The following is a 22,403-nucleotide window of genomic DNA, read 5'->3' on the forward strand; positions in this document are numbered from 1 at the left end:
CTTGAAGGCAGGGTCACCGTTCGCCGTCAGCCGCGCGGCACCGTCCAGGCCGTCGCCGTCCTCATCGAACATCGGGCGATCAGTGTCCGGGGACGGGGCGAACCCGTCCCCGGATCGGGCTGTTCATGCCCGGATGAAGGCCAGCAGGTCGGCGTTCACCAGCTCCGGATGGGTCGCGAAGGGGGCGTGCGACAGGCCCGGGTAGGTCTTCAGCGTGCCGTTCTGCACCAGCCTGGCCGCCAGAGCCGAGGTGTTGGCAAGCGGGACGAGTTGGTCATCCTCGCCGTGCAGCACCAGCACCGGGACGGCGATGGCCTTCAGATCCTCGGTGAAGTCGGTCTCGGAAAAGGCCTTGATGCAGTCGTACTGCGCCTTGGCCCCGCCCATCATGCCCTGCCGCCACCAGTTCTGGATCTGGCCCTGGCTGACCGTGGCACCTTCGCGGTTGAAGCCGAAGAAGGGGCCGGAGGCGATGTCGAGGAAGAACTGCGCCCGGTTGGCGATCAGCGCGGCGCGGAAGCCGTCGAACACTTCCAGCGGGATGCCGTCGGGGTTGCTTTCCGTCTTGGCCATCACCGGCGGCACCGCACCGATCAGCACGGCCTTGGCGACGCGGCCAGGCTCGGCCCGGGCGACATAGCGGGCGACCTCGCCTCCGCCGGTCGAATGGCCGATGTGGATCGCGTTCTTCAGGTCCAGATGCCGGGCCAGTTCGATGACGTCCTGGGCATAGGTGTCCATCTCGTTGCCGGTGTCGGTCTGGTCCGACCGGCCATGGCCGCGGCGGTCATGGGCGACGACGCGGTAGCCCTGCTCGAGGAAGTAGAGCATCTGGGTGTCCCAGTCATCGCTCGACAGCGGCCAGCCGTGGTGGAACACGATTGCTTGCGCGTCGCGCGGGCCCCAGTCCTTGTAGAAGATGTTGGTGCCGTCAGCGGTGGTGAAGGTTGCCATGATCAGGTCTCCTTGGGATTGCGCGTGGGTTGTGCGGTTCAGGATCAGAAGGGCGGCCGCAGCGGCCCCGGTGGTCATCAGCGTGCGTCTGGTCAGTGTCGGGTTCATCGCGGTGCCTTTCGTTTCGGTATGGACAAGCTACGCCCTGCAATGCAGGGATGGACGTGGCGGAAATGACAATGATCGGGGTATATCGGACAATGGCGCGGGGCGTGGAGCGCGTGGCCGAGATCGGCCTTCTCATCTACCCGGGCTGCGCGCTGGCGGCGGTCTACGGGCTGACCGATCTGTTCAAGATTGCCGAGGACTGGACGGGCGAGCCGCAGCGCGGCTTCCGCGTGTCGCACTGGCAGGCGGATGATGCGGGCGTGACCTGCGTCTGGGACAGTCACCCCGGCACGGACCACCGGCTGACCCATATCATCGCCCCGCCCAGCATCGTCATGCCGGAACGGATGGCCCCCGCGCCCGCTGCCGCGACGTGGATGCGGGACCGGCACGCTGCCGGGACCACGCTGTGTTCGGTCTGCGCCGGGGCCTTCGTGCTGGCCGAGACCGGGCTGATCGACGGCCGCCGCGCGACGACGCACTGGGCCTTTGCCCGGCAACTGGCCGAACGCTTCCCGAAGGTGCATCTGGCCGACGCGCATATGGTGGTGGACGAGGGCGACATCCTGACCGCGGGCGGCATCCTGGCCTGGGCCGACCTTGGGCTGACGCTGGTCGGGCGCCTGCTTGGTCCCGCGACGATGCTGGCCACCGCGCGGTTCCTGCTGATCGAACCACCGCGGAACAGCCAGCGGCCCTTCGCCCAGTTCATCCCGCGCTTCGACCATGGCGACGATGCGATCCGCGCCAGCCAGCACCTGATCCACGCCCAGGCCGCAACCCTGCATGGCGTGGCCGATCTGGCCGATCAGGCCGGGATGACCGCCCGCACCTTCCTGCGCCGGTTCAGCACCGCGACAGGCTTCACCCCGGTCGAATACCTTCAGCAGGTCCGCATCGCCAAGGCGCGCGAGGCGCTGGAGCGGTCGCTGACTCCGGTGGACCGCATCGCCTGGGATGTGGGCTACTCCGACCCGGCCGCCTTCCGGAAACTTTTCCAGAAACTGACCGGGCTGCCCCCCGCAGCCTATCGCCAGCAGTTCGGCATCGGACGGTGACGTGGCCCCCATTGGTCCAACAGCCCTGTGCAGGGCGGCACAAGCCGCCGCCGGTGACGGAAGAAGCTCTCGATGCGGTGAAAACGCTTGTGATGTCAGGTCGTTGGCACGGTGCCGCCGTCGATCACATATTCGGCGCCGGTGATGCTCGCCGCCCGGTCCGAGGCAAGGAAAGCGATCAGGTTTGCCACGTCGTCCGGGGTTGATGGCCGTCCGAGGGGGATACCGCCCAGACTGTCCATGATCATCCGCTTGCCGCCCTCAAGATCTGTCCCCGCTTCGGCTGCCAGCCGTTCGGCCAGCCGGATCGAGGCGTCGGTGGCGATCCATCCTGGCGACACGCGCACCACGCGCACACCCTTCGGCGCGACCTCCTTGGACAGGCTCTTGCTGTAGACCGACAGCGCGGCCTTGGCGGCGGCATAGCCGGTGGTCGCCTCGGGCAGGGGCATGGCGCGCTGGATCGAGGTGACATGCACCACGACGCCCGACCCCTGCGCGATCATTCCGGGCAGAAGCGCGCGGTCAAGGCGAACGGCGGGCATCAGGTTCAGGTTCAGTTCATTCTGCCACTCGGTCTCGCCCAGGGCCGCAAAGCCACCCCCCGGCGCGGAGGAACCGCCCAGCATGTGCACCATGATATCCACGCCGCCCAACCGGTCGCGCACGGCCTGGGCCAGGGCTTCACAGCCCTGAAGGTCGGTCAGATCGGCGGCCACGAACATGTCCGCGGGCAGATCAGCCGTTTTCCGGGCCGAGGTAAGAACCCGCGCGCCCAGTGCGCGGAACAGGGCCACGGTCGCGGCACCCGCGCCCTGGGTGCCGCCGGTGATCAGGGCGCGCTTTCCGCGCAGCGTCAGGAAGGGGTCCATCAGCCGATCCTCAGGTTCTGGATGCGGTCGCCCGCCAGGCCGAAGGCAAAGGTCAGCACCGCAGGGCTGCCGGCAAAATCGCCGCTGACCCGCGCGCGGACCAGGAACGTGCCCCCCGCCTCGGTCATGTCCAGGGGCTCGGCCCGGTGGCGATACCTGGCTTTCGCGGCCTTCCACCAGGCCACGATCTCGTCCGGACCGCGATGGGTTGCGCCCTCGTCATGGACGATGGCATCCGGGGCAAAGGCCGCCGCAAATGCCGTGCCGTCCTGCGGCGCCTGGGCCGCGAAATATGTGTCGATCGGGGTCGGCAGGATCATCTGACACTCCTGTGCGTTTCTGTCCCCAACTTAGACCTCGACGGTAATCCGCATAATCGGGATAATGTGGCATGAAGTAATGACAGGATCGGGACAATGACCGAGACGGGCCTGAAGGGTATCGAGGCGGTGCTGGCCATCGCGCGGCGCGGGTCATTCCGGGCCGCGGCGCTGGACCTGGGCATGTCGACCACGGCCCTGTCGCACGTGGTCGGCCGGCTGGAGGCGGGTCTCGGCGTGCGGCTTTTCAACCGCACCACCCGCAGCGTCGCCCTGACGGATGCGGGGCGGGAGTTCGTCACCCGTGTCGCGCCTGCGATCGCCGAAATCCGCGCCGCGATGGAAACCGTCCGCTCGCAACGCGAGACGCCCTCGGGCACGCTGCGGATCAATGCCTCGGTTCAGTCGGGCAGGGCGGTGGCGCCCGTGGTGCTGGCCTTCCTGCGCCGCTACCCCGACATGCAGGTCGATCTGGTGACCGAGGGACGGCTGGTTGACATCGTGGCCGAGGGCTTCGATCTGGGCATCCGCCCGGCCGATCTGGTTCCGCGCGACATGATCGCTCTGGCCCTGGGCCAACCGCAGCGTCACGCGGTCGTCGCCGCGCCCGAATGGCTGGCCATCCATCCCGCGCCCCGTTCACCCGCCGATCTCGACCCCGCCCATTGCATCCGCGTGCGCCTGCCGAATGGCGCCCTGCTGCGCTGGCCGCTGGAAAAGGACGGAGAGCAGGTTGCGTTCGAGGCCGAGGGCCGCCTGACCGTGGACGAAGCCGCCATCGCCCGCGCCGCCGTGCTGGACGGTGCGGGGATCGGGCTGTTCCACGAGGCGGACGTGGCCGACGACATCGCCGCCGGCCGCATGATCCGCTTGCTCGAAGACTGGACGCCGGAACGCCCGGGGTTCAGCCTCTACTACCCCGGCCGCCGCAACCCCTCGGCCGGATTCGTGGCCTTTCTGGCGATGGTCCGCAAACAGGCGTCCCCCGGCCCGGCTTGCGGACAGCTTCAGGGGTGAACCGACCGAACGAAGGGGGCATCCGGCCGCTTCCTGCACGTCACGCCGTTCCTCCAGCGGCAGTCTTCGCGCGGGCGGCCGGGCCCGCGCCTGCGCGCCGCGAACCTGCCGGTTTCGCGGTCCCTCAGCACGGCGATGCTGCGATGACGCACCCGGGATGCGGACCCGGTTCCGCGGATCGACGGGGCGCAGGCCCTATCCCCGACCGGCAGGACGGACGGGTCGATTCCCCCGTGCGGCCCGGTCCCCTGCCGCAATATGCTTGGCTGTTCGGCCCATGAAGACGCCCCGGCCTGCGCACATGCGGCGCGTCGCCGCCCCCGCCAAATCCCGCCGCGTGCTGACCTGATGCTGACCTGATCCGGAAATGACTAAGCCCCGCAACGTGGCGGGGCCTGCAACATCTTGATCTGGATGTGTTTGATTGGTGGAGCCAAGGGGAGTCGAACCCCTGACCTCTTGAATGCCATTCAAGCGCTCTCCCAACTGAGCTATGGCCCCACCGGAGGTCCGGCGCGCTGCCGCGCCGTTCGCGTTCTCTAGTGAAGGGCGTTTCCCGCTGCAAGCGGAAAATACGCCCCCCACGGCCGTCTCAGGGCTCTTCCTCGGCCCCGGCCACATCCGCCAGATCGTCGAGCGACACGTTCTCGTCCGCGTCCTCCTCCAGCAGATCGTCGTCGATATCCGAGTCATCGGCGGCCCCGGGCACCAGCAGGTCGTCGTCGGCGGCGATGTCCTCGACCAGCAGGTCGTCGTCCTTCTCGGGCGTGACGCGGCTGATCACGGCGGCTACGGCCTTGCGGCGGGCGCTTTCGATATCCACCACCTCACCCGTATAGGGGCTGACCACGGGCGTCCGGTTCAGGTCATAGAACCGCTTGCCGGTGGTCGGGCAGATTCGCTTGGTGCCCCATTCGGGTTTGGGCATGTCGGATTCCCCTTGTCGCGGGCCGCCCCGGAAGGGGGGCGGCTTATCCGGAAAAGCGCCGCTTGCCGCAACCGTCGCGCCCTGTCAAGCCCTCCTGCGGGGCTTGCGCGGCGGCCGTGTCCGGCTAGGGTGGCGGCGTCCCCCGCAAGGCCCGCGATGCCCTTTCGACTGCCCTTCCCGACCGTCGGCCTGCCGCACCGGCTGCACCTGCCCGGACCGCCGCCGGTCGAGGTGATCCTGCGGGCCTCGGCGCGCGCGCGCCGCCTGTCGCTGCGGGTCAGCCGGGGCGACGGCCGCGTCACGCTGACCGTGCCGCACCGCGTCCGTGCGGCCGAGGCCGAGGCCTTCCTTGCGACGCAGGAGGGCTGGCTGCGGCGCACCCTTGCGGCGATCCCCGGGGTCATCGCCCTGGCTCCGGGTGGCCGCGTCCCGGTCGAGGGCCGCGACCTCGTCCTGACACCGGCCACCGGCCGGTCGGTCCGCATCGAGGGCGACCGCCTCCTGGTGCCCGGCCCGGCCGAGATGGCGCCGCGCCGCGCCGCGACCTTCCTGCGCGCCCTGGCCCGCGACCGGCTGGCCGCCGCCTGCGACAGGCACGCCGCCACGCTGGGGCGCCGCTTTGCGACGCTCGTGCTGTCCGACCCCCGGTCGCGCTGGGGGTCGTGCAGCGCGCAGGGTCGCCTGATGTTCTCGTGGCGGCTGATCCTGGCGCCGCCGCCCGTGCTCGACTATGTCGCCGCGCATGAGGTCGCGCATCTGGCGCACATGGATCATTCCCCTGCGTTCTGGGCGGCCGTCGCCCGGCTCTGCCCCGACTATGCCGCCCATCGCGCCTGGCTGCGCGGTGAGGGTCACGCGCTGCACGCCCTGCGGTTCTGACGGGCCGGGGATTGACCGCCCGCCCGCCCGGTGCTTGGCTGGCGATCATGCCCATATCCCCCCGTCCGCTCGACCCCAACGCTGCCGCGCATGAACGGCTGTATCGCACACTGCGGGGGCAGGTCATGCATGGCGAACTGGCGCCGGGCATGCCGCTGACGCTGCGGGGCCTGGCCAGGCAGTTCGGCGTCTCGATGACCCCCGCGCGCGAGGCGGTGCGCCGCCTGGTCGCCGAAGGCGCGCTGACCCTGTCGTCCTCGGGCCGTGTCTCGACCCCCGAACTGACGCCCGAGCGGATCGAGGAACTGGCCGCGATCCGGGCGCTCCTGGAACCGGAACTGGCGGCCCGCGCCCTGCCGCGCGCGCATTTCGCGCTGATCGACCGGCTTGCCGCGATCAACGGGCTGAACGCCGAAGCCGTGGTAAAGCAGGACGCCGTCGCCTACATCCGCACCAACCTGGAATTTCACCGCACGCTGTATCTGCGCGCGCAGGCCCCCGCGATGCTGGCCCTGACCGAGACCGTCTGGCTGCAACTGGGGCCGACGATGCGCGCGCTCTATACCCGGCTGCGCCGCCGCGAACCGCCCCAGCATCACCGGATGATCCTGGCCGCACTGCGGGCGGGTGATGAACCCGGGCTGCGCCTGGCGGTGCGCACCGACGTGACGCAGGGTCTGCGCCATCTGGCCAGTTGACCCGGATCAAGGACAGCCCACGGCCCCGGCCCCAGAATATCCCGGCATCGGCAAGGGAGGCGACAGTGTATTCGCGACTCAGGGCATGGCTACAGGCGCGGCAGGATGCCGCCGCGATCGCGGAATGGGATGACCGGACGCTCACCGATCTGGGCCTCTCGCGGGACGAGGCGCTGATGCTGGCCCGGCTCACCGGCGACGGCGAGGCGCGCCTTCGCGCGATGGCGGCCGTGTTCGGGGTCGACGCCGACGCGGTTGCCGCCGATCCGCTGCTGTGGCGCGAGGTGGCCGAAACCTGCGCCGCCTGCCGCCAGACCGCCCAATGCCGCCGCACGCTCGAACGCGCCCGGGTGCTGGACGGATCGGTCGGCGCCGCAGACTGCGGATTCTGCCCCAACGCGCCGACCTGGCAGGCGCTGTCCGCCTGACCGCTTCGCCATTCCCTTGCGCGCGCCCCTCGCCTAGCCTGCGACGCAGTGACAGCGAGGAAAGCATGAGCACACATATCGGCGCGAAACCCGGCGAGATCGCCGAAACCGTCCTGATGCCGGGCGATCCCTATCGCGCCCGCTGGGTCGCCGAAACCTTCCTGACCGACGCGCGCCAGGTCAATGCGGTGCGCGGCATGCTGGGGTTCACCGGCCTCTGGCAGGGGCGCCCGGTGACGGTCCACGGAACGGGCATGGGCATGCCGTCGATGGCGATCTATGCGACCGAACTGATCCGCGACCATGGCGCGAAAACCCTGATCCGCATCGGGTCGGCGGGCGCGATGCAGCCGCATGTGGCGATCCGGGACGTCGTGCTGGCCACGGCGGCCTGCACCCTGTCCTTCCCGTCGCGCCCGATGTTCCGCGAGGCGAACTTTGCCCCGACGCCGGATTTCGGCCTGCTGACAGCGGCCCACGGCGCCGCGATGGCGCTCCGGTCGCGGGGCCGCGCCTTCGGGCTGCATGCCGGGGCCATCCTCTCGTCGGATGCCTTCTACGACGAGCGGCCGGACCTGGGGGCCGTCCTGCAGGAACATGGCGTCCTGGCGGTCGAGATGGAGACGGCCGAGCTTTACACCATCGCCGCCCGCCATGGCAGGCGGGCGCTGGCCGTGCTGACCGTCAGCGACCACCTGCTGACGCACGAGGCCCTGCCCGCCGAGGATCGCGAACGCTCCTTCGCCGACATGGTGGACATCGCGCTGACGGCGGCCTTCGCCTAGTCTGCCGCCCAATAGGCATACATCTGGATCAGCGGCGCCAGGTCGACGCGCGGCATCGGCGCCTCGTCGGCCTTGCACGCCGCCGGTTCGGCGGTGCGCGGGGGCACTGTCCTGCGGGGAAAGGGGATCACGTTCGTCATCGGGCGCACCTCGTCCGGCTTGCCCTCCCTGACGGACAAGATAGCACCGAACGCCGCCGCCTGCGACCGGCTGCGCGCCTTGGCCGCAGCCCGTGATGCCGTCACACCACCCGGTCCACCATCATCTTCTTGATCTCCGCAATCGCCCGGGCCGGGTTCAGCCCCTTGGGGCAGGTCTTGGCGCAGTTCATGATCGTGTGGCAACGGTAGAGCTTGAACGGATCCTCCAGATCGTCCAGCCGTTCCCCCGTCGCCTCGTCGCGGCTGTCGATGATCCAGCGGTAGGCATGCAGCAGCGCCGCCGGCCCCAGATACTTGTCGCCGTTCCACCAGTAGCTCGGGCAGGCGGTCGAGCAGGACGCGCACATCACGCATTCGTACAGACCGTCCAGCTTTTCCCGATCCTCGATCGACTGGCGCCATTCCTTCGCCGGGCGGTTCGTCTTGGTTTCCAGCCAGGGCATGATGCTGGCATGCTGGGCATAGAAATGTGTGAGGTCGGGGATCAGGTCCTTGATCACCGGCATGTGGGGCAGGGGGTAGATCTTCACATCGCCCTTCACCTCGTCGAGGCCGTAGATGCAGGCCAGCGTGTTGATCCCGTCGATGTTCATCGCGCAGGACCCGCAGATGCCTTCCCGGCACGACCGGCGGAACGTCAGCGTCGGGTCGATCTCGTTCTTGATCTTGATCAGCGCGTCCAGAACCATCGGGCCGCAGCTGTCCATGTCGACGAAATAGGTATCCACCCGCGGGTTCTGCCCGTCGTCGGGGTTCCAGCGGTAGATATGGAACTTCCGCACGTTTCCGCCATCGGGCTTCGGCCAGGTCTTGCCGGTGCGGACGGCGGAATTCTTGGGAAGCGTGAACTGCACCATGGATCAGTCTCCTCTGACGGCCAGACCGGCGTCGGGCCAGCGGGTAAACAGGACGTCGAACAGCCGCGGCGCGGGGCCCCCCGCGCCGTCGCCCGTGCTGCGCAGCACATCGCGGAACTCCAGTCCCGCGGCCGCCAGCATCGCAAAGACCGCGCTCGGGCGCGGTGTGGTCTCGAACCGCCGCGTCAGCGACAGTTCCAGGATCACGAAATCGCACCGCGGCAGGCTGGCGCGCGCGCCCTCCAGCACCGCGGCCTCGTGACCTTCCGCATCGATCTTCAGGCCCAGCCGCCCCGGCCAGGCCTGCGCCAGCGCATCCAGCGTCGTGACCTCGACCTCGATGCTGCGATACCCCGTGATCGCCCGCGCCATGCGCCCCACCGGGCGGCCCAGCGAGGCGCGGGCGCCCTCGATGCCCCGCGCCGTCACCGGGATCGACAGGTCCATCCGTCCCCGCGCCGCGCCCAGCGCCGTCTCGTGGAACACGGCGCGCGCGGGCGCGTCGGGGCCCGCCAGCGCCGCGCGCGCCTCGGGGCGCGGGTCCACCAGCACGAACTGCGCCTGCGGAAAGGCCCGGTACAGCGCGGGTGTGCCGGTATCCACGCCCACGTCGAAGATCACGTCCGGCGACAGGCCGAAGGCGCGCAGATGCCCGGGCCCCGACTTGTCCGGCTGCGCCACCAGCCCCTGACGGCGCAGGCGGCGGCGCAGGTCGTCGCGCTCGGCCCGGTCCTCGGCCGTCCGCATCACCGCCTCCACCCCGGCTGCGCCGAAAGCGGCCGCGTCGGCGGCTGGCCGGAACGGCTCTGCACGCAGGCATCGAACACCGCCGACGGGTCGCGCCCCAGCAGGAAATCCGACGACACGTCCAGCACGACCCGCGCGCCCACGCCCCCCGTGCCGCCGCCCACCATCACCTCGCCACGCGGCGCCCGCGCGCCGCGCGCCTCGTCCAGACACATCCGCTCGGCATCCTCGACCGGGATCGGGCCGCAGGCCGCCACCGCCGCCGCAAGGATCGCCGCCGCGCGCCATGTCACAGCCGCATCGGGGCCACGCCCCGCTCCCGCAGGCAGATCTGCGCGTCCGGCCGCGCGGCGATGGCGCGCGCGGTGGCATAGGTCGTGGTGCCCGGCCGGGTGCCCACATCGCGCGCCAGACTGTCGATCTCGGCCGGGGTCGCGTGGCTGGCCAGGCAGAAGGCCGCCGTCTCGGCCTGCGAGGCGGGCATCACCGTTTCTGCCACCGACACCAGAACCGACCGCGCGGCGGCGGATTTCACGCCGCCCGCCGTGGCTGCGGGGTCGCAGGCCGACAGCAGCAGCACCGCCGTTGCCGCCCCCAGCCATCCCCGGCCAGCCGATCCCAGACGCCGCATTGCCGCTCCTTCCGCTCCGGTCCTGACGGCCCGCACGGCGCCGGGCGGCATGGACCGCCGACCCGTCTGCCGTCCGAACCCGGTCAATACACGCGCGCCTTGGGCGCGATCTTCTTCAGGTCGATCCCGCCCTCGGCCTCGGTCGTCAGCGGGTCCAGATGCACCGGGCGATAGCCCAGCGTCACCGTCGCGCCGTCCACCCAGGCCAGCGAATGCTTGCGCCAGGTGGCATCGTCGCGCTGCGGATAGTCCTCATGCGCATGGGCGCCACGGCTTTCCTTGCGCGCCTCGGCGGCCACGATGGTGGCCAGCGCGTTGGGCATCAGGTTGGCCAGTTCCAGCGTCTCCATCAGGTCGCTGTTCCAGACCAGGCTGCGGTCGGTCACCGACAGGTCGTCCATCTTGCGTGCGATGGCGTCCATCTTGCCGCAGCCCTCGGCCAGCGTCCTGTCGGTGCGGAACACCGCCGCATCCGCCTGCATCGTCTTCTGCATCTCCAGCCGCAGGTCCGCCGTCGGCACCGATCCCTTGGCGTGGCGGAACCCGTCGAACCGCGACAGCGCCCGGTCCACCTCGGCCCGATTGACCGGTGCCGCCGATTCCCCGGGGTTCACCACCTTGCCCGCGCGGATCGCGGCGGCGCGGCCGAACACCACCAGGTCGATCAGCGAATTCGACCCCAGCCGGTTCGCGCCATGGACCGACGCACAGCCCGCCTCGCCCACCGCCATCAGGCCCGGGAACACCGCGTCGGGATTCTCGGGCGTGGGGTTCAGCACCTCGCCCCAGTAGTTCGTGGGAATGCCGCCCATGTTGTAGTGCACGGTCGGCAGCACCGGGATCGGCTCCTTGGTCACGTCGACGCCCGCAAAGATCCGCGCGCTTTCCGAAATGCCCGGCAGGCGCAGGTCCAGCGCCTCTTTCGGCAGGTGGTTCAGGTGCAGGTGGATGTGGTCCTTGCCCGCGCCCACGCCCCGGCCCTCGCGGATCTCGATCGTCATGCAGCGGCTGACCACGTCGCGCGACGCCAGATCCTTGTAGGTGGGCGCGTAGCGTTCCATGAACCGCTCGCCCTCGCTGTTCGTCAGGTATCCGCCCTCGCCCCGCGCGCCCTCGGTGATCAGGCAGCCCGCGCCATAGATGCCGGTGGGGTGGAACTGCACGAATTCCATGTCCTGCAACGGCAGCCCCGCCCGCGCCACCATCCCGTTGCCGTCGCCGGTGCAGGTATGGGCGGATGTCGCGCTGAAGTAGGCCCGGCCATAGCCGCCGGTCGCCAGAACCGTCATCTTGGCGTTGAACACATGGATCGTGCCGTCATCCAGCTTCCAGGCCACCACGCCGGTGCAGCGCCCGTCGGTGATGATCAGGTCCAGCGCGAAATACTCGATGTAGAACTCCGCGTTGTTCTTGAGGCTCTGGCCATAGAGCGTGTGCAGGATCGCATGGCCGGTGCGGTCGGCCGCCGCGCAGGTGCGTTGCACCGGCGGGCCCTCGCCGAACTCGGTGGTGTGGCCGCCGAAGGGCCGCTGGTAGATCTTGCCCTCTTCCGTGCGGCTGAACGGCACGCCGTAGTGTTCCAGCTCGTAGACCGCCTTCGGCGCCTCCCGCGCGAGGTATTCCATCGCGTCCGTGTCGCCCAGCCAGTCCGACCCCTTCACGGTGTCGTACATGTGCCACTGCCAGTTGTCCGGCCCCATGTTCGACAGGCTGGCCGCGATGCCGCCCTGCGCGGCCACCGTGTGCGACCGGGTCGGGAACACCTTGGTCACGCAGGCCGTGCGCAGGCCCTGTTCCGCCATGCCCAGCGTCGCGCGCAGCCCCGCGCCGCCGGCACCCACCACGACCACGTCGTAGTCGTGAACCTCGTAAGGATATGCAGCCATGTCAGAACCTCAGAGCGCGATGCGGGCGAGCGCGAACAGCCCCGTCGCCGCAATCGCATAGGAAATCGAGATCGCCGTGATCACGGCGATCTTGCGGGTGGTGCCGCGGGCGTAGTCCTCGATCATCATCGTGGCACCCTTGGCAAAGTGGCGCATCCCCACCACCAGCAGCAGCGCCGTCAGGATCGCCGGGAACGGCCGGGCGAAGGTGGCCACCACCTCGTCCTGCGTGCCGCCGAGCGCGCGGCCGAAGATGAACACCCAGGTCGGCACCAGAATCGCCAGCCCCACGGCCGACACCTGCATCGACCAGTGATGCTCGGTCCCGGTGCCGGATGCCCCGCGCCCCACGGCGCGCTTGCGGTCGGTCAGATAGCGCATTCCATCCCCCTCAGATCACCAGCAGCGTCAGGACGGTCAGCACCACCGACCCGCCGATGCAGCCCCAGCCCAGCTTCTCGGCCGTGGGTATGTCCAGCCCCTTGCCCGCGTCGAAATACAGATGCCGCAGCCCCGCCAGATAGTGATACCAGACCGCCCAGAGCGATCCGGTCAGCACCAGCACCCCCAGCCACGACCGCAGCAGCCCGTCCACCAGCGCGAAATACGCAGGCGAGGTCGCCGCGGCCAGCAGCCACCACACCACCAGCACCGCCCCCACGATCAGGGCGTTCCCGGTGATCCGTGTCAGGATCGAGGTGATCGAGGTCAGTTGCGGGCGGTAGATTTGAAGGTGCGGGGAAAGGGGCCGTTCGACCCGCTTTGCTTCAGCCATCATCGGTTCCCTTCGTGCGTCTCGCTGCCGCCGGTTCGCCGGCAAGCGCTGGATCCTTTTCCATCCTGAATAGCGGATTTTTCGCGCAAGTCACGCGGCGGAACGCGCGGAATCCATCCGGCGCGGCAATGCAGGTGCAGAAATCCAGGGGTTGTGATCACGAATTTTCGAGGTGTGATCACAAATCGGACGGGGCCGGGCGACTCAGTCGCCATGATGCGACCGCCACAGCCGGCCCAGATCCTCGGCATATTCGGTGCAGACCACGATGCGCCGCGCCCGGGGGTCGTAGAACGCGTTCGCCTCGCCGCAGGGTTCCACCGTCACATCCACCCAGCGCGGCCAGCCGTATTCGCCGTTCAGCGCCCGCACCTCGGCCGCGATCACCCGGGTCAGCGCGTCGCGCCCCGCCGGAACCACCAGCCGCAGGCCCGGCCCGTGGTCCTGCGGCGGCATCCCCGCCAGCTTGCCGCGCCAGTCCTCGGCGGCCAGCGCAAAGATCGTCGGGCACGCCCGCCGCCGCGCGTCCGTCAGGCCCAGCGTGCGCGCCAGCCCCGCCCGGTCGTCGGGGTTCGCGCCATAGAACAGGCAGACCAGGTTGTCATAGCGCTCGATATCCAGCGAATGGCGGCCCCACCGGGTCTGGCCGCTATCCGCCTCGGTCTCCTCGGCATAGTACAGGAAGGCCAGCGCCGCGTCGTAGAACAGCGAAACCGCCGCCTGCTCGTCGCGCAGCCGGTCGATCAGGATGGCCGACAGCGTGTCGGCCGCATCTTCCTCGCGCCCCTCCACCTGCAGGCCCAGCACGTCGATCAGCGCATGCGCGACCTCGTGGTGGAACATGAAGACCAGATTTGACTCTACGAACCCCGCCTGCGCGGCATCCGCCGCCGAAGGCCGCATCGCCAGGCGGCTCTCGGCGCCCAGGGGCAGGGCGAACAGCAGGCTCACCGTCAGGGTCAGGGGCCGCAGCATGGCCTTTCATGCCACGCCGGGGCGGTTGGGCTCAACCCGGCTAGGCCGGCATGAGCGCCCAATAGTCCAGATCCAGCAGCACGTCCGGCAGATATCTGCCGTCGGCCCCCTTCAGCGCAAAGGGTTCCGCCGCCCCCTTGACGGCCACCGTCCGCAGCCGGATCGCCCCCACGCCGGGCGCCGCCGTCTCCGCCCGGTCCAGCACTTCCGACCAGGCCCGCACCGTGTCGCCCGCAAAGCAGGGGTTCGCATGGGCCCCGCCGTTCAGCGCCACGACCATCTGCGCATTGGCCAGCCCGTTGAATGACAGCGCCCGCGCCAGGCTGATCACATGCCCGCCATAGATCAGCCGCCGCCCGTCCTCGCGGAACGTCGCGTCGAAATGCACCTTGGCCGTGTTCTGCCACAGCCGCGTCGCCATCATGTGCTCGGCTTCCTCGATGGTCACGCCGTCCACATGGTCGATGCGCTCGCCCAGCGCATAGTCGGCCAGCCGCCAGCGCTCGCCCGCCAGCGCGACATCGTAGCGCGTGAAGTCCAGCCCCTTCGGGATCGCCAGATCGCCCGCCGCCACGGCGGGCGCCAGCACCGGCACCACCGGTTCGGGTGCCGGGGCCTCGCGCCGGTTCTTCCGCACCATGACCCAGCGCACATATTCCAGCAGCACCTCGCCGTGCTGGTTGATCCCCCGGGTCCGCACCCAGACCACGCCCGAGGCGCCGTTCGAGTTCTCCTTCAGCCCGATCACGGTCGATTCCGCCCGCACCGTGTCGCCGGGCCACAGCGGGGTCAGCCAGCGCCCCTCGGCATAGCCCAGATTCGCCACCGCATTCAGGCTGATGTCGGGCACCGTCTTGCCAAAGACCGTGTGGAACGTCACCAGATCGTCCAGCGGGCTGAACGGCAATCCGCAGGACTGCGCAAACGCGTCCGACGAATGCAGCGCGTGCCGGGCGGGATACAGCGCATGATACAGCGCCCGCTCGCCCATCTTGATGCTGCGCGGCACCGCATGGATGATCGTCTCGCCCAGCCGGTAGTCCTCGAAAAAGCGGCCCGGATTGGTCTTGGTCATTCGGTCTGGCTCCTGCCCGGTCCGTCCGCCGCCGCCGCGCCAGCAGCCCGGCGGCGGCAAACTCTTAACAAAGGGTGAATCCCGAAAGATAACCCATTGATTTTGCTTGGTCCAAAAAGCGTCCCACCGTGGGACGCCTCAGTGCTCGCCCAGTTTCGTCTCGGGCGTGTAGGTGCCCGGGGACTCCTTCACCACCGCCTGCCCGCAGCGCATCACGCCCTTCGCCGCATCGAACGCATAGGTCGGCCCGCCGTGCAGCTGCCACCCCTTGTTCAGCGCCGCCGTCACCTTGTGGCAGAAGGCCGAGGTGTCGTCCTCGGTCAGGAACCGGTAAAGCTTCATCACGCGCCTCCGAACGGCCAGTAGCCCAGCCAGATGTGGATCAGGGCCACACCGCCCGTCACGACGACCGCGCCGACCCCGGCGCCGATCTCCTTGCCGAGCGACGACTGGTCGGGCTTCTCCCACGCGGGCTGCGCCCGGTTGATCAGGATCACGCTGACGACCGCCCAGGCCAGCAGCCCGCCGAACAGGATCACCGAGGCCAGGTCGCCGTTGACCAGCAGATGCGCCACCGCCCAGGTCTTGAAGCCGGTCAGCTGCGGATGCCGGACCGCCCGCGTCACCAGCGTCTTCATGCCCGACGCCGCGAACAGGTAGAACGCCACCAGCATCAGCAGGTTGTTCACATGCGTCAGGAACGCCGGCGGATACCACAGCTGCACCGGCTCGGCGCCCCGGTAGCCCACCACCATCAGCACGACCGACCCGAGCAGCGCCAGCGTGACCGGCCCCTTGCCCTTCTCGCCCCAGGCCGCCCGGCTGCCGGGCGCCAGCCGTTTCCAGAGATGCGCGCCCGCCCAGAGCGCCACGCCAAGGATCAGGACCAACAGATACATCACGGCGCCCCCTGTGCTGCCTCCATCCCGGCGATCGCCGCCGCCTTGGCCAGCGTCGCCTTCGCCGTCACGATATGCAGGTTCTCGACGATCTTTCCATCCACCACCGCCACGCCCTCGCCCGCCGCCAGCGCCGCCTCATGCGCCGCGATCTGGCGCCGCGCCAGATCCGTCTCGGCCTCGGACGGCGCGAAGGCCGCGTTCGCCACGGCCAGCTGGTCCGGGTGGATCAGCGTCTTGCCGTCGAACCCCATGTCGCGACCCTGTTCGCATTCCGCGCGCAGCCCCTCGGCATCGCGGAAGGCGTTGAACACCCCGTCCACGATCACCCGGCCATGCGCCCGCGCCGCCAGCAGGCACAGCCCCAGCCCCGCCTGCATCGCCAGCCGGTCCGGCCGGAACCGCGCGCCCAGTTCGCGCGCCAGGTCGTTGGTGCCCATCACCATGCCCTGAAGGCGCGGATGCGCCGCGATGGCCGCGGCGTTCAGCATCCCGGCGGCCGTCTCCATCATCGCCCACAGCGGCTGCGCCACCCGGGCGGCGGCCGCGTCCAGGTCGCCCGGCGCGCCGACCTTGGGGATCAGGACCGCGTCCGCCGGGCTGCCGGCGAAGGCGGCCAGGTCATCCGCCCCCCAGGGCGTGTCCAGCCCGTTCACCCGCACGATCCGCAGCCGGGGGCCATAGTCGGCGGCGGCCAGCACCCGCGCCAGCAACGCCCGCGCCGCCGGTTTCTCGTCCGGCGCCACCGCGTCCTCGAGATCGAAGATGATCGCGTCAGCAGGCAGGCCGCGCGCCTTTTCCAGCGCGCGCTCCTTCGACCCGGGAATGTAGAGCACCGAGCGGCAGGGGCGTGCCAGGCCGATCGTCGGATGGCTGTTCATGATTCTCTCCCCGGCAATTTTCGTGCGCGAGGGATCACCATTTTGGCACATTCGGCAAGGGAGAATGTGCCGCGCCGCAGAAAGTTCGCCCTGTGTTCACGCGCCCGGCGCGTTAACCTCATGGTTCGAAAGCGGGCGCAGCCTTTCCGTCATGCGCCGGAACCACGGCTGCATCGCCGGTCCACCCCGGCGCAAACCCGGAAAGGCAGATCGCATGATGAAGGACCTGTTCGCGCTGTCGCTCGGCTTTGCCGGGCTGATCCTTGCCACCCAGGCGCAGGCGGCGGCGCAATGCGGCCCGCGCGCCGGCGTGCTGGCCCAACTTGCCGACAACTACGCCGAAACCCGCCAGTCTGTCGGTCTGGCGGCCAACAACATGCTGATGGAGGTTCATGCCAGCCGGGAAACCGGCAGCTGGACCATCACCGTGACGACGGCAGAGGGGATGACCTGCCTTGTCGCCAGCGGCCACGGTTTCGGGGCCGTGACCGAGGAACTGCCCGCCCGGGGCGCCCCGGCCTGACCCCGCGGGCCCGGCCCCGCCCGTCAGACCACCGCCTGCCACAGCAATCGGACCGAGATCAGCAGAAGCGCCCAGGTGACGATCCGGAAGAACAGCGCCTCGGGCAGCCAGCGCACCAGCCGCACGCCCAGAAACACCGCCAGGGCGGCCGGAACCGCCAGCCACACGGCAACCGCCAGGTTCTGTGGCGACAGCTGTCCGAGCGCCCAGTAGGGCACGAGCTTGACCGCGTTCACCCAGGCAAAGACCAGTGTCGTGGTGCCTGCGTAGATCGGCTTGGGCAGCTTCAGGGGCAGCACATAGACCTGGTAGGGCGGCGCGCCCGAATGGCTGACAAAGCTGGTGAAGCCCGTCACCGCACCCCAGAACAGGCCGGGCCCGACGCGGACGGGCCGGGGTTCGCCCGGTCCGCGCCGAAGGATCAGCGTGAGCGCGAAGACCAGCCCGATGGTTCCGACGATTCCGGTGACCATCCGTTCGCTGACCATGCTGGAGGTGGCCCAGCCCAGGGCGACCCCGGCCGTCATCCCCGCCCCCATGATGACCAGGATGCGGGCGTTGAACTGCCGTCGGTAGGCCCAGACGCCGAACATGTCCGACACGACAAAGATCGGCAGCAGGATGCCCGCCGCCGTGACCGGCGAGATCGCCAGCGCCAGCACCGGCACGCCCAGCATGCCGATCAGCGGCAGACCGCCCTTGCTCATGCCCACCAGCATGGCGGCCGTCACCGCCAGCACCCAGAAAACCCATCCATCCATGACGTCGCCATAGCGCCCCTTTGGCGCAACAAACAGGGGTTGCGTTTATGCCGCAACGCAGCATCCTTGCGCGCGGGGCGGCTTCGGCATAGGCAACGCCCGACCAACCACATCGGAACCGGAGGGAACCCATGGCCAGACCCAAGATCGCGCTGATCGGCGCGGGGCAGATCGGCGGCACGCTCGCGCATCTTGCCGCCATCAAGGAACTGGGCGACATCGTGCTCTTTGACATCGCCGAGGGCACGCCGCAGGGCAAGGCGCTGGACATCGCGCAGTCCGGCCCGTCCGAAGGGTTCGACGCAAGCCTGAAGGGCGCCAACAGCTATGCCGACATCGCGGGCGCCGACGTCTGCATCGTCACCGCCGGCGTGCCACGCAAGCCCGGGATGAGCCGCGATGACCTTCTGGGCATCAACCTGAAGGTGATGAAGGCCGTCGGCGAGGGCATCAAGACCCATGCGCCCAAGGCTTTCGTGATCTGCATCACCAACCCGCTGGACGCGATGGTCTGGGCGCTGCGCGAATTCTCGGGCCTGCCGCATCACATGGTGGTGGGCATGGCGGGTGTGCTCGATTCGGCGCGCTTCCGGCACTTCCTGTCGCTGGAATTCAACGTCTCGATGCGCGATGTCACCGCCTTCGTGCTGGGCGGGCATGGCGACACGATGGTGCCGCTGGTCCGCTATTCCACGGTGGGGGGCATCCCGCTGCCGGATCTGGTGGCGATGGGCTGGACCACGCAGGAACGCATGGACGCGATCGTGCAGCGCACCCGCGACGGCGGTGCCGAGATCGTGGGCCTGCTGAAGACGGGGTCGGCCTTCTACGCGCCCGCGACCAGTGCCATCGAGATGGCCGAGGCCTTCCTGAAGGACCAGAAGCGCCTGCTGCCCTGCGCCGCCTTCGTCAAGGGCGCGCTGGGGCTGGACGGGATGTATGTGGGCGTGCCCACGATCATCGGCGCGGGCGGGATCGAGCGCATCGTCGACATCAAGCTGAACACCGCCGAACAGGCCATGTTCGACAAGTCGGTCGATGCGGTGAAGGGCCTTGTCGCCGCCTGCAAGGGCATCGACCCGACGCTGGCCTGACGCGGCCAGCAGCGGGGGCCGCGCCGCCACCGGCGCGGTTCGCCCCGGCGCGCGCGATGCCCGACCGCAGCATCCCCTCACCCTATCTCGTGCCCGGTTTCTATGACCGGGCGCTTGCGCAGGGCCGCCACCGCGACATCGTCGGCGGTCGCTGGGATGAAACCGGGCGGCTGCAACTGGCGCTTCTGCGGGCCGAGGGGCTGGAACCGCGCCACCGCCTGCTCGACATCGGCGCGGGGTCGCTGCGGCTGGGGTGCAAGGCGGTGCCCTTCCTCGAACCCGGCAACTACTGGGCCACCGATGCCAGCCGTGCCCTGATGCTGCGGGGGCGCGAGACCGAACTGGACGATCCCGCCCGCCTGCCCGAATCCCGGCTGGTCGGGGATGCGGACTTCGCCTTTCCGGGCGTGCCCGACGAGATCGACATGGCGATTGCCTTTGCCGTCTTTACCCATCTGCCCGCCGACCGCCTGCGTCCCGCCCTGGCATCGCTGCGGGCCCGATGCCCGGGCCTGCGCGGCCTGCTTGTCACCGTGTTCCTGGCACCCGAGGGGCAGGCGGGCCCGCTGCGGCAGCCGGACGGCGTGGTCACCCATCCCGATCGCCCGCCCTGGCACCGTGCCGCGGCGTCCGTCCTGGCCGACTTCGCCGCAACCGGGTTCGATGCCGTCCTTCGACCCGACCGCCTGCCGCGGGGCCAGCGGCTGCTGGTGGCCCGCCCGGTCTGACATCCGGGCCTGGCCGGGATGCGCACCGGCGCTTGATCGACCGGCCCCGCAGGTTCAGGATGCCCCAACCCGGAGGACATCATGCGTGCGCTCACCCTTGCCCTTTCGCTGGCCCTGGCCACCCCCGCCGCCGCCGACCTGTCGCTGTCGCGCGAGATCGGCAGCAACGGGCTTGCGCGCACCGAGGCGCGGCTGGCGGCGCTGGCCGATCCCACGGCGGACGACCTGTTCGCGCTGGCCGGTGTGCGGTTCCTGCGGGGGGTCGAGGGCGCGCTTCAGCTGCGCTGGCAGACCGGCGTGCGGGCCGACTGGTCCGAACTGCCGATCATGCGCCTGCCGATCCCGGAAAATCCTGCCGCGCGCGCCTTCCGCCCCGACGACCTGACCGACCTGCTGACCGGCGTGCAGACGAACATGGACGCGGCGCGCGACGCGCTCGCCCGGCTGGACGGGCGCGAGGTGGCCGTGGAAATCGCGCTGTCCGACCTGTGGTTCGACATCAACGGCAACGGCAGCCGCGACGCGGGCGAAGAGGTGTCGCGGGTGGCCGGCCTGACCATGGCGGGCGCCGCACGCGGCTTCATGGAACCGCCGCCCGATCCGGTTATCCGTTTCGACACGGCCGATGCGGCCTGGCTGGGGGCCTACACCCATTTCCTGTCGGCCTTCGCGACGCTGGCCCTGGCCTTCGACCCCGCCCCGGCGGTCGAGCGGGTGCTGGCCTCGTCCGCCGCGATGAAGGAACTCTGGGGCGACACGCCGCCGCCCAATGCGCTGGACGCGATCTTCGGGCGCCAGGTGGACCGTGCGGCGATCATCCTGATCGCCCTTTCGACCCCGCCCGATGCCACGCTGACCAAGGCGGCGCATGGCCACCTGACGGCGATGATCGCCGAGAACCGCCGCTTCTGGGCGCTGGTCGAGGCCGAGTCCGACAATGACCGCGAATGGGTGCCGAACGACCGGCAGGAATCGGCCCTGGGCATCCGCATGCCCGAGGGGACCGGCAAGCGCTGGCAGGCGGTTCTTGCGGATGCCGAGGGGCTTCTGGAGGGGCGGCTTCTGATGCCCCACTGGCGCATGGGCGCCGAGGCGGGCCTGAACCTGCGCAAGATGTTCGAGAACCCGCCCGCCGTCGATCTGGTCACCTGGGTGCAGGGCGAGGGGCTGCTGCCCTATGCCGAGAAGGGCGAGCGTGTCAGCCCCGCGAACTGGCAGGACTTCGAGTCGCTGGTGCGCGGTGATGCGGTGATGTTCGCGGTCCTGCTGAACTGAACCGCCGATCAGAGCGTCAGGCCGGTCTCCGCGATCAGCGCCGCCTGCAAGGTCCGCAGGTGCCGGTCGAAGGCCGCAGGCGTGAAATCGAGGTCGAGGTCGGGGAACACCCGCCGCGCCGTCGTGGCGATGTCCGGTGCGGGGCCGATCACGGTGCCCGCCGCCGCCAGCGCCGCCGCCTCGTCCGGCCCCAGGGCCAGCAGCGCGTCGACGGCCGCGGCCAGGGCCACGGGATCCTGCCGCAACCCGTGGACCAGCGCGACCTGGTTGCGCCGGGCCGCGCCGATCTTGCCGAAATCGGGCGGCGCGCCGGGCGTCGCCTGGCGTTCGGCCTGCAACTGGCGCCGCAGCATCTTCAGCACCCAGTGCAGCGGGGTCAGCCCGTCGAAATGCGCAAGGCGGGCGGCAATCGACACGCCGTTTGTCCGGCGCCAGTCCTCTTGCGCGGCGGCATCAAGGCCCCGTCCATGCGGCATCGGGAAATGCACCCCGACCCGAAGCTCTGCCCCCCTGCGGACCGCACATTTCCCCGCGCCATGCCCGATCAGGCCGTGAACGTTCAGGCAGGGCGCCAGCGCCGCGCCCAGCCCCGCGGCCCGCGTGCCGTCGCCCGGCCGACCCAGCCGCAAGACCCCGTCAAAGATCGTTCCCTGCGCCGCGCCCCGCAGGAACTGCCGTTCCGCGACGCCGGCATGCGCGAACTGCCGTCCCGCCGGTACGGCATCCAGCAGATCGGCCAGCGGCCGCTCGGCCATCGGGAATTCGTCGGCATCGCAATGCAGCATCCAGTCGTGCGGCCAGTCGCGCAGCGCCAGGTTCACGACAAACTGCTGCCGCCCGGTGTTCAGGGCGGGACGCCCCTCGCGCCGGTGGGCAGCCCACCAGTCCGCGTCGCAGGTGGTCAGCCTGATCCCGGGCCGCCCGCCCAGGGCCGCCATCACGTCGGGCCGCGCGCGGTCAAGAAACAGATGCACCCCCGCCGCGCCCTGCGCCAGGCAATGCGCCGCAAAGGCCACCAGCAGGTCGCGCGGTTCGTCCACCAGTGCCGCCACGCCCCAGTCCGCCATCCGCACCTTTCCGGTTACCCC

At 69.9% G+C, this 22,403-nt stretch carries 29 protein-coding genes and 1 tRNA gene; 10 read left to right on the top strand and 20 right to left on the bottom strand.

The window, feature by feature from the left end; translation table 11 throughout:
• Positions 1–123: 123 nt before the first annotated feature.
• On the bottom strand, positions 124–954 hold the full coding sequence (locus tag KF887_05580; protein QYK43455.1) for an alpha/beta hydrolase: 831 nt from the start codon (positions 952–954) through the stop codon (positions 124–126).
• Positions 955–1,133: 179 nt separating this feature from the next.
• Between KF887_05580 and KF887_05585 the strand changes: the two genes are divergently transcribed.
• The gene (locus KF887_05585) at positions 1,134–2,120 is read left to right on the top strand and encodes a GlxA family transcriptional regulator (GenBank protein QYK42581.1); all 987 of its coding nucleotides are present in this window, start codon (positions 1,134–1,136) and stop codon (positions 2,118–2,120) included.
• A 95-nt stretch (positions 2,121–2,215) separates the two neighbouring features.
• Here KF887_05585 and KF887_05590 read toward each other — a convergent pair whose 3' ends face one another.
• Both KF887_05590 and KF887_05595 read right to left on the bottom strand, forming a co-directional pair.
• Positions 2,216–2,992, bottom strand: coding sequence for an SDR family oxidoreductase (locus tag KF887_05590; protein ID QYK42582.1), 777 nt, complete (start codon positions 2,990–2,992; stop codon positions 2,216–2,218).
• Complete coding sequence (locus KF887_05595) at positions 2,992–3,312, bottom strand: nuclear transport factor 2 family protein (GenBank protein QYK42583.1); 321 nt, start codon at positions 3,310–3,312, stop codon at positions 2,992–2,994. The genes KF887_05590 and KF887_05595 overlap by 1 nt, the downstream gene beginning before the upstream one ends.
• A gap of 96 nt (positions 3,313–3,408) precedes the next feature.
• Here KF887_05595 and KF887_05600 point away from each other — a divergent pair, with 96 nt between their 5' ends.
• Positions 3,409–4,329, top strand: coding sequence for a LysR family transcriptional regulator (locus KF887_05600; GenBank protein QYK42584.1), 921 nt, complete (start codon positions 3,409–3,411; stop codon positions 4,327–4,329).
• 425 nt (positions 4,330–4,754) lie between these two features.
• Here KF887_05600 and KF887_05605 read toward each other — a convergent pair.
• Positions 4,755–4,830, bottom strand: a tRNA-Ala gene (locus KF887_05605).
• Positions 4,831–4,921: 91 nt separating this feature from the next.
• The gene (locus tag KF887_05610) at positions 4,922–5,257 is read right to left on the bottom strand and encodes a TIGR02300 family protein (GenBank protein ID QYK42585.1); all 336 of its coding nucleotides are present in this window, start codon (positions 5,255–5,257) and stop codon (positions 4,922–4,924) included.
• Between the two features lie 156 nt (positions 5,258–5,413).
• Between KF887_05610 and KF887_05615 the strand changes: the two genes are divergently transcribed.
• From KF887_05615 to deoD, 4 genes are all read left to right on the top strand, one after another.
• A complete protein-coding gene (locus KF887_05615; protein QYK42586.1) occupies positions 5,414–6,136 on the top strand; it encodes a M48 family metallopeptidase in 723 nt (240 codons plus the stop codon).
• Positions 6,137–6,183: 47 nt separating this feature from the next.
• Positions 6,184–6,834: a GntR family transcriptional regulator gene (locus KF887_05620; protein QYK42587.1), complete on the top strand. Its 651-nt coding sequence runs from the start codon at positions 6,184–6,186 to the stop codon at positions 6,832–6,834.
• 65 nt (positions 6,835–6,899) lie between these two features.
• Positions 6,900–7,262, top strand: coding sequence for a DUF1127 domain-containing protein (locus KF887_05625; protein ID QYK42588.1), 363 nt, complete (start codon positions 6,900–6,902; stop codon positions 7,260–7,262).
• 65 nt (positions 7,263–7,327) lie between these two features.
• The gene (gene deoD / locus KF887_05630) at positions 7,328–8,047 is read left to right on the top strand and encodes a purine-nucleoside phosphorylase (protein ID QYK42589.1); all 720 of its coding nucleotides are present in this window, start codon (positions 7,328–7,330) and stop codon (positions 8,045–8,047) included.
• Here the strand turns inward: deoD and KF887_05635 are convergent.
• The 13 genes from KF887_05635 to KF887_05695 all read right to left on the bottom strand — a co-directional run bounded on the left by KF887_05635 (position 8,044) and on the right by KF887_05695 (position 16,934).
• Positions 8,044–8,187 (bottom strand): hypothetical protein, encoded by a 144-nt coding sequence (locus KF887_05635; protein QYK42590.1) that lies wholly within the window; start codon positions 8,185–8,187, stop codon positions 8,044–8,046. The genes deoD and KF887_05635 overlap by 4 nt on opposite strands.
• Positions 8,188–8,288: 101 nt before the next feature.
• Positions 8,289–9,065, bottom strand: coding sequence for a succinate dehydrogenase iron-sulfur subunit (locus KF887_05640; GenBank protein ID QYK42591.1), 777 nt, complete (start codon positions 9,063–9,065; stop codon positions 8,289–8,291).
• 3 nt (positions 9,066–9,068) lie between these two features.
• Positions 9,069–9,812, bottom strand: coding sequence for an FkbM family methyltransferase (locus KF887_05645; GenBank protein ID QYK42592.1), 744 nt, complete (start codon positions 9,810–9,812; stop codon positions 9,069–9,071).
• Positions 9,812–10,105 carry a hypothetical protein gene (locus tag KF887_05650; GenBank protein QYK42593.1) on the bottom strand — a complete coding sequence of 98 codons (294 nt, stop codon included), beginning with the start codon at positions 10,103–10,105 and terminating at the stop codon, positions 9,812–9,814. The genes KF887_05645 and KF887_05650 overlap by 1 nt, the downstream gene beginning before the upstream one ends.
• Positions 10,102–10,443: a hypothetical protein gene (locus tag KF887_05655; protein QYK42594.1), complete on the bottom strand. Its 342-nt coding sequence runs from the start codon at positions 10,441–10,443 to the stop codon at positions 10,102–10,104. The genes KF887_05650 and KF887_05655 overlap by 4 nt, the downstream gene beginning before the upstream one ends.
• Before the next feature lie 83 nt (positions 10,444–10,526).
• Positions 10,527–12,329, bottom strand: a complete 1,803-nt coding sequence (locus KF887_05660) for a succinate dehydrogenase flavoprotein subunit (GenBank protein QYK42595.1) — start codon at positions 12,327–12,329, stop codon at positions 10,527–10,529.
• Between the two features lie 9 nt (positions 12,330–12,338).
• Entirely contained in the window at positions 12,339–12,710 is a 372-nt protein-coding gene (locus KF887_05665; GenBank protein ID QYK42596.1) for a succinate dehydrogenase, hydrophobic membrane anchor protein, read from the bottom strand.
• Between the two features lie 10 nt (positions 12,711–12,720).
• Complete coding sequence (sdhC, locus tag KF887_05670) at positions 12,721–13,104, bottom strand: succinate dehydrogenase, cytochrome b556 subunit (GenBank protein ID QYK42597.1); 384 nt, start codon at positions 13,102–13,104, stop codon at positions 12,721–12,723.
• Between the two features lie 204 nt (positions 13,105–13,308).
• A complete protein-coding gene (locus KF887_05675) occupies positions 13,309–14,079 on the bottom strand; it encodes a hypothetical protein (GenBank protein ID QYK42598.1) in 771 nt (256 codons plus the stop codon).
• A gap of 40 nt (positions 14,080–14,119) precedes the next feature.
• The gene (locus KF887_05680; protein QYK42599.1) at positions 14,120–15,154 is read right to left on the bottom strand and encodes a MaoC family dehydratase; all 1,035 of its coding nucleotides are present in this window, start codon (positions 15,152–15,154) and stop codon (positions 14,120–14,122) included.
• A gap of 138 nt (positions 15,155–15,292) precedes the next feature.
• Positions 15,293–15,496: a DUF1737 domain-containing protein gene (locus KF887_05685; GenBank protein QYK42600.1), complete on the bottom strand. Its 204-nt coding sequence runs from the start codon at positions 15,494–15,496 to the stop codon at positions 15,293–15,295.
• Positions 15,496–16,047, bottom strand: a complete 552-nt coding sequence (locus KF887_05690; GenBank protein ID QYK43456.1) for an NnrU family protein — start codon at positions 16,045–16,047, stop codon at positions 15,496–15,498. The genes KF887_05685 and KF887_05690 overlap by 1 nt, the downstream gene beginning before the upstream one ends.
• Before the next feature lie 5 nt (positions 16,048–16,052).
• Positions 16,053–16,934, bottom strand: a complete 882-nt coding sequence (locus KF887_05695) for a CoA ester lyase (protein QYK42601.1) — start codon at positions 16,932–16,934, stop codon at positions 16,053–16,055.
• Between the two features lie 214 nt (positions 16,935–17,148).
• Between KF887_05695 and KF887_05700 the strand changes: the two genes are divergently transcribed.
• A complete protein-coding gene (locus KF887_05700) occupies positions 17,149–17,457 on the top strand; it encodes a hypothetical protein (GenBank protein ID QYK42602.1) in 309 nt (102 codons plus the stop codon).
• Between the two features lie 23 nt (positions 17,458–17,480).
• Here the strand turns inward: KF887_05700 and KF887_05705 are convergent, their stop codons facing one another.
• On the bottom strand, positions 17,481–18,218 hold the full coding sequence (locus tag KF887_05705; GenBank protein QYK42603.1) for a sulfite exporter TauE/SafE family protein: 738 nt from the start codon (positions 18,216–18,218) through the stop codon (positions 17,481–17,483).
• 131 nt (positions 18,219–18,349) lie between these two features.
• Here KF887_05705 and mdh point away from each other — a divergent pair, with 131 nt between their 5' ends.
• From mdh to KF887_05720, 3 genes are all read left to right on the top strand, one after another.
• Positions 18,350–19,312, top strand: coding sequence for a malate dehydrogenase (gene mdh, locus KF887_05710; protein QYK42604.1), 963 nt, complete (start codon positions 18,350–18,352; stop codon positions 19,310–19,312).
• Positions 19,313–19,368: 56 nt separating this feature from the next.
• Positions 19,369–20,040, top strand: a complete 672-nt coding sequence (locus KF887_05715) for a class I SAM-dependent methyltransferase (protein ID QYK42605.1) — start codon at positions 19,369–19,371, stop codon at positions 20,038–20,040.
• An 81-nt stretch (positions 20,041–20,121) separates the two neighbouring features.
• The gene (locus KF887_05720) at positions 20,122–21,315 is read left to right on the top strand and encodes a hypothetical protein (GenBank protein QYK42606.1); all 1,194 of its coding nucleotides are present in this window, start codon (positions 20,122–20,124) and stop codon (positions 21,313–21,315) included.
• Positions 21,316–21,323: 8 nt separating this feature from the next.
• Here KF887_05720 and KF887_05725 read toward each other — a convergent pair whose 3' ends face one another.
• Entirely contained in the window at positions 21,324–22,382 is a 1,059-nt protein-coding gene (locus KF887_05725; GenBank protein ID QYK42607.1) for a glycosyltransferase family 2 protein, read from the bottom strand.
• Positions 22,383–22,403: the final 21 nt, after the last annotated feature.

It is taken from the genome of Paracoccaceae bacterium (assembly GCA_019454225.1).
GTDB lineage: Bacteria > Pseudomonadota > Alphaproteobacteria > Rhodobacterales > Rhodobacteraceae.

Bases quoted from the DNA above. Each gene is read 5' to 3' on its own strand.
- KF887_05645 (QYK42592.1), bottom strand. From the start codon at position 9,812: ATGCGGACGGCCGAGGACCGGGCCGAGCGCGACGACCTGCGCCGCCGC.
- KF887_05695 (QYK42601.1), bottom strand. From the start codon at position 16,934: ATGAACAGCCATCCGACGATCGGCCTGGCACGCCCCTGCCGCTCGGTG.
- KF887_05585 (QYK42581.1), top strand. From the start codon at position 1,134: ATGATCGGGGTATATCGGACAATGGCGCGGGGCGTGGAGCGCGTGGCC.
- KF887_05700 (QYK42602.1), top strand. From the start codon at position 17,149: ATGATGAAGGACCTGTTCGCGCTGTCGCTCGGCTTTGCCGGGCTGATC.
- KF887_05655 (QYK42594.1), bottom strand. From the start codon at position 10,443: ATGCGGCGTCTGGGATCGGCTGGCCGGGGATGGCTGGGGGCGGCAACG.
- KF887_05640 (QYK42591.1), bottom strand. From the start codon at position 9,065: ATGGTGCAGTTCACGCTTCCCAAGAATTCCGCCGTCCGCACCGGCAAG.
- KF887_05620 (QYK42587.1), top strand. From the start codon at position 6,184: ATGCCCATATCCCCCCGTCCGCTCGACCCCAACGCTGCCGCGCATGAA.
- KF887_05635 (QYK42590.1), bottom strand. From the start codon at position 8,187: ATGACGAACGTGATCCCCTTTCCCCGCAGGACAGTGCCCCCGCGCACC.
- KF887_05685 (QYK42600.1), bottom strand. From the start codon at position 15,496: ATGAAGCTTTACCGGTTCCTGACCGAGGACGACACCTCGGCCTTCTGC.
- KF887_05680 (QYK42599.1), bottom strand. From the start codon at position 15,154: ATGACCAAGACCAATCCGGGCCGCTTTTTCGAGGACTACCGGCTGGGC.
- KF887_05725 (QYK42607.1), bottom strand. From the start codon at position 22,382: ATGGCGGACTGGGGCGTGGCGGCACTGGTGGACGAACCGCGCGACCTG.
- KF887_05705 (QYK42603.1), bottom strand. From the start codon at position 18,218: ATGGATGGATGGGTTTTCTGGGTGCTGGCGGTGACGGCCGCCATGCTG.
- KF887_05715 (QYK42605.1), top strand. From the start codon at position 19,369: ATGCCCGACCGCAGCATCCCCTCACCCTATCTCGTGCCCGGTTTCTAT.
- KF887_05660 (QYK42595.1), bottom strand. From the start codon at position 12,329: ATGGCTGCATATCCTTACGAGGTTCACGACTACGACGTGGTCGTGGTG.
- KF887_05595 (QYK42583.1), bottom strand. From the start codon at position 3,312: ATGATCCTGCCGACCCCGATCGACACATATTTCGCGGCCCAGGCGCCG.
- KF887_05580 (QYK43455.1), bottom strand. From the start codon at position 954: ATGGCAACCTTCACCACCGCTGACGGCACCAACATCTTCTACAAGGAC.
- KF887_05590 (QYK42582.1), bottom strand. From the start codon at position 2,992: ATGGACCCCTTCCTGACGCTGCGCGGAAAGCGCGCCCTGATCACCGGC.
- sdhC (QYK42597.1), bottom strand. From the start codon at position 13,104: ATGGCTGAAGCAAAGCGGGTCGAACGGCCCCTTTCCCCGCACCTTCAA.
- KF887_05615 (QYK42586.1), top strand. From the start codon at position 5,414: ATGCCCTTTCGACTGCCCTTCCCGACCGTCGGCCTGCCGCACCGGCTG.
- mdh (QYK42604.1), top strand. From the start codon at position 18,350: ATGGCCAGACCCAAGATCGCGCTGATCGGCGCGGGGCAGATCGGCGGC.
- deoD (QYK42589.1), top strand. From the start codon at position 7,328: ATGAGCACACATATCGGCGCGAAACCCGGCGAGATCGCCGAAACCGTC.
- KF887_05600 (QYK42584.1), top strand. From the start codon at position 3,409: ATGACCGAGACGGGCCTGAAGGGTATCGAGGCGGTGCTGGCCATCGCG.
- KF887_05665 (QYK42596.1), bottom strand. From the start codon at position 12,710: ATGCGCTATCTGACCGACCGCAAGCGCGCCGTGGGGCGCGGGGCATCC.
- KF887_05720 (QYK42606.1), top strand. From the start codon at position 20,122: ATGCGTGCGCTCACCCTTGCCCTTTCGCTGGCCCTGGCCACCCCCGCC.
- KF887_05610 (QYK42585.1), bottom strand. From the start codon at position 5,257: ATGCCCAAACCCGAATGGGGCACCAAGCGAATCTGCCCGACCACCGGC.
- KF887_05675 (QYK42598.1), bottom strand. From the start codon at position 14,079: ATGCTGCGGCCCCTGACCCTGACGGTGAGCCTGCTGTTCGCCCTGCCC.